This is a genomic window from Kitasatospora sp. GP82 (assembly GCF_029892105.1).
Classification (GTDB): Bacteria; Actinomycetota; Actinomycetes; order Streptomycetales; family Streptomycetaceae; genus Kitasatospora.
Genome location: NZ_JARZAJ010000106.1, coordinates 1 through 4117 on the forward strand (window position 1 = coordinate 1; position 4117 = coordinate 4117).

The window sequence follows — 4117 nt, forward strand, 5'->3', positions numbered from 1 at the left end:
CGGCTCCCGGCTCCCGGCTCCCGGCTCCCGGCTCCCGGCTCCCGGCTCCCGGCTCCCGGCTCCCGGCTCCCGGCTCCCGGCTCCCGGCTCCCGGCATCATACCTTCCTGCACCTCAATTCACTTTGCCTTCAGCCAGGTTGACCTGGGGTTTTCAGTCAGCGGCCGTGGTCCTTCGACGCAGCACGTTCCCGAGACGATACCTCGTCACGCCGGGGCCCGGCCGGACTGCCGTCCGACCGGGCCGCCGAATGACTCACTCACCGCTCAGTGCGCGTCCCGCCCGTGCATCCCGATGGCAGCCTGGATCTTCTTCCACGAGCGCGGCTCCTGCACCGCGCCGGCGCCCGCAGTCGCCGCTGCCGCGGACTTGCCGGAAGCGCTCGTCGACGTGGCCGGCTTCGCGGCCGTGTAGAGCCACACCTGGAGCAGATCGCCCAGCTTCTTGCCCGAGATCCGCTCCGCGAGCGCCTGGAAGTCCGCCACCGTCGCGTTGCCGTAGCGGTGCTCGGTCGGCCAGGCTCGCAGGATCTGGAAGAACTTCTCGTCGCCCACGGTGTTTCGCAGTGCCTGGATCGCGGCCGCGCCCCGGTCGTAGACGGCGTTGTGGAACTGGTCCTCCGGCCCCGGGTCGCCCGGCTTGACGGTCCAGAACGGGTCGTCGGCGGGGTGCAGGGCGTAGACGTAGTCGGCGAGTTCCTGCGCGGTGCCCTCGCCCTCGTGCTCGGACCAGAGCCACTGCGCGTAGGTCGCGAAGCCCTCGTTCAGCCAGATGTCGCTCCAGCGCTGGAGCGAGACACTGTCGCCGTACCACTGGTGGGCCAGCTCGTGGACGATCAGCGAGCTGTTGGCACCGTTGGCGAACTGGGCCGGGCTGTAGAAGACGCGGGTCTGCGTCTCCAGCGCGAAGTGGGTCTTGACGTTGGGGACGTAGCCGCCGATCGAGCTGAACGGGTAGGGGCCGAAGACGCCGCTGAGCCAGTCCGCCAGTTCGCCGGTGCGCTCCACACTCGCCCGCGCGGCGCCGTCGTTGTCGCCGAGGTCCTTGCTGTAGGCGTTGATGATGGGCAGTCCGCCGGTCGTGGTGCCGGTCGTGACGTCGAACTTGCCGATCGCGAGGGTGCTGAGGTACGTCGCCTGCGGCTTGTTCTCGCGCCAGTTGTAACGGGTCCAGCCGAGCCGGGAGCTCTGCGAGGTGAGGACGCCGTTGCTGATCGCCTGGGTGCCGTCGGGCACCAGGACGGAGATGTCGAAGGTCGCCTTGTCGGACGGGTGGTCGTTGCTCGGGAACCACCACCAGGCCGCCTCCGGTTCGCCGGCCGCCACGCCGCCGTCCGGCGTGCGCAGCCAGGCCGTGAAGCCGTACCGGGAGACCTTGGACGGCACGCCCGAGTAGCGCACGACCACGGTGGCGTTCGAGCCCTTCGCGAGCGCGGTGGCGGGTGTGATCTCCAGTTCCTGCTCGCCGGTGAAGGCGAACGCCGCCGGGTGCCCGTTGACCAGCACCTCGCTGACGTTGAGGGCGAAGTCGAGGTTGAAGCGGGAGAGGTCCTGGGTGGCGGTGGCGAGGAGGGTTGCGGTGCCCTCCAGCTCGTCCGTCGCCGGCTGGTACTTCAGTCGCAGGTCGTAGTGGGACACGCGGTAGCCGCCGTTGCCGTACGTCGGATAGTACGGGTCGCCGACGCCTGGGGCGCCTGGGGTCGGGGTTGCGGCCGAGGCCGGGTTCGCCAGCAGCAGCAGCGTGGCGCTCACGGCGGACACGATCATCCTCTTGCGCACGGGGTCCTCCGGTGCGGTAGGTGATGGGGCATCTGACGGTAGGTCAGAATCCATCTCCCGTCGGAGCGGAGTTCACTCCTGCTGTGATGAAATGTTCATGATAGGAAATGCGGATCGGCCCGGTCGCCATCGCGCCGCATCCAACGGCCAGGACGGCGACCGAGCCGGACGGACGGTCAGTCCACCACGCCGTCGACATAGACCCAGGCCCCGTCGACCCGCACGAAACGGCTCAGCTCCTCCATGGAGCCCTCTTGCCGCCCGTCCGCGTAGTGCGCGCGGAACCGGACGGTGCCCTCGCTGTGGAAGGGGCCGCCGTCCGCAGTGGCCACGATCTCCAGCCGGACCCACCGCAGCCGGGAGTCGAGATCGAGCCGCTCCGGCCGGGTGTCCGGGTGCCAGCTCCGCAGCAGATACGCCTCGTCCCGCACGGCGAACGCGCTGAACCGCGACCGCATCAGCAACTCCGCCGTCGCGGCCGTCGCCTCGCCCCGGTGCAGGCGCCCGCAGCACTCCCCGTACGTGGTGGGCAGCCCACACGGGCACGGCGAGGCGGACAGGATCGAGGACTTCGGGCTGCGTCGGGACATGCCCCCATTCTGCCTGCTCCCGGGACCGGTTCGATCACACAGCACGCTCGCTCTCCGGGGCGCCGGCCCACTGCCAGCCGGTCAGGCGGGGGTGACCCGGAAGATCTGCGCGGCCGGTGGACCAGAGCAGGGTGGGCCAGCGCTCGGTACGGGACGGGGCGTCGGGGAACAGCCGGCGCAGGGTGCGGTCGCAGAGCTCGGCGGGCGGCGCCCAGGACAGTCCGTCTGGTTCAGGCCGAGTCCGGCCGATCACGAGTGCGAGGCCGTCGCCGTGCCGTCAGGAGGTGCGCAGCCGCTCAAGCTCACGCCGGTCGCGCTTGGTCGGCCGCCCGGCTCCCCGGTCGCGGATGCCGACCGAGGCGGTCTCCTCGCGCGGGGGCGGCGGCGGGCTGTTGTCGACGAAGCACTCGGCGGCGACGGCCGCCCCGACCCGTTTGCTGATCACGCGTGAGACGACCACGATGCGCTCCCGGCCCTCGTGCTGGAGCCGCACCTCGTCCCCGGGCCGCACCAGCTGCGCCGGTTTGACGCGTGTGCCGTTGACGCGGACGTGTCCCGCCCGGCAGGCGGTTGCCGCCAGCGAGCGGGTCTTGGTCAGCCGGGCCGACCAGATCCAGCTGTCGACGCGTACGGTTCCCTCGTCCGAAGCCATACCTCAAACCCTAACGCGACCCGCGTTCCGCACCGCCCCGGCGTCGGCCCGCGTTCCGGAGTGCGCCGGAAGGGTCAGCGCTCGATCTCCCAGACGCCGCTGAAGACCTGGTCCAACTGCTCCTGTTCGGTGGGCAGGCCGGGAAGCGGCTGCGGCGGCCCGGAGCGGAAGGCTTCGAGTACGAGGACGAGATAGCGGCGCCAGGCCTCGGGGTGGACCGAGACGAAGACGGGGACGGCGCGGCAGATCGGTCCCATGACGACCAGCAGGTCTATGGGCGTGACGTCGGTGCGCAGCGTGCCCTGCTCCTGGGCGCGGGTGACCAGCTCGGCGACGGTCTGCGTGTTGCGTTCGATGGTGTCGGCGAGCGCCTTGATGTCGGGGTTGCTCATGGTGACCAGGTCGTTGATGCCCCGGTCGGCGGCGACCAGCGCGAAGATCCGCTCGAAGTAGCGGGTCAGCGCGGTCCAGGCGTCCTCGATCGCGAGCACCTCGTCGGCCGCCTCCGCGAGGCCGGCCAGTGCCTCGCCGAACACCTCCTCGATCAGCGCGTCGCGGGTCGGGAACCGCCGGTAGAGGGTGGCGTTGCCGACGCCCGCCCGGCGGGCGATCAGGTCGAGCGGCGCGGCGAGTCCCTGCTCGGCGAACACCTCGCGGGCGGCGGTCAGCAGCAGCTCCCGGTTGCGCTGGGCGTCCCGCCGCAGGCCGGTCGGGCCCGCACCCGACGATCGCCCGCCGGTTGCCTTCCGGGTCCGGCCGGGGGGGCCGGGGTCGCCGACCTGTCTGTCGGTGTGCTCTGCCATATCCCGACCCTAGCAGTATGCGGGGATGGCTCCCCGCTTACGGTAGAGTCCGGCTCGGAACCGGGGGGCACTCCCCGTTTCTTGCTGCTGTGTTCCCTCGATCGACAGGGGTATGTGATGCCTTCAACCCGGACGGCCTCGCGCGGCGTCAGGGCCGCCGACTGGACGGACGGCCGTGTGGGGGTCTACTCCCTCGCCAGGGCCAACCTGCGCAAGATCTTCCCGGACCACTGGTCCTTCATGCTCGGTGAGATCTGCCTCTACAGCTTCGTCATCATCATCCTCACGGGTGTGT

Annotated in this window: 5 protein-coding genes and 1 pseudogene; 1 reads left to right on the forward strand and 5 read right to left on the reverse strand. The window is 70.7% G+C overall.

Annotated elements, in window-relative coordinates; all coding sequences use genetic code 11:
- Window positions 1–265 precede the first annotated feature (265 nt).
- The 5 genes from P3T39_RS37180 to P3T39_RS37200 all read right to left on the reverse strand — a co-directional run bounded on the left by P3T39_RS37180 (window position 266) and on the right by P3T39_RS37200 (window position 3822).
- A complete protein-coding gene (locus P3T39_RS37180) occupies window positions 266–1777 on the reverse strand; it encodes a M1 family metallopeptidase (RefSeq protein WP_280703754.1) in 1512 nt (503 codons plus the stop codon).
- A gap of 176 nt (window positions 1778–1953) precedes the next feature.
- Complete coding sequence (locus P3T39_RS37185) at window positions 1954–2367, reverse strand: YchJ family protein (protein ID WP_280703755.1); 414 nt, start codon at window positions 2365–2367, stop codon at window positions 1954–1956.
- A 34-nt stretch (window positions 2368–2401) separates the two neighbouring features.
- Complete coding sequence (locus P3T39_RS37190) at window positions 2402–2620, reverse strand: hypothetical protein (RefSeq protein WP_348534433.1); 219 nt, start codon at window positions 2618–2620, stop codon at window positions 2402–2404.
- 24 nt (window positions 2621–2644) lie between these two features.
- On the reverse strand, window positions 2645–3019 hold the full coding sequence (locus P3T39_RS37195) for an RNA-binding S4 domain-containing protein (RefSeq protein ID WP_280703756.1): 375 nt from the start codon (window positions 3017–3019) through the stop codon (window positions 2645–2647).
- 74 nt (window positions 3020–3093) lie between these two features.
- The gene (locus P3T39_RS37200) at window positions 3094–3822 is read right to left on the reverse strand and encodes a helix-turn-helix domain-containing protein (protein WP_280703757.1); all 729 of its coding nucleotides are present in this window, start codon (window positions 3820–3822) and stop codon (window positions 3094–3096) included.
- A gap of 117 nt (window positions 3823–3939) precedes the next feature.
- On the opposite strand from P3T39_RS37200, the pseudogene P3T39_RS37205 reads away from it, so the two are divergent.
- Window positions 3940–4117, forward strand: a pseudogene (locus P3T39_RS37205) (ubiquinol-cytochrome c reductase cytochrome b subunit); the annotation flags it as partial.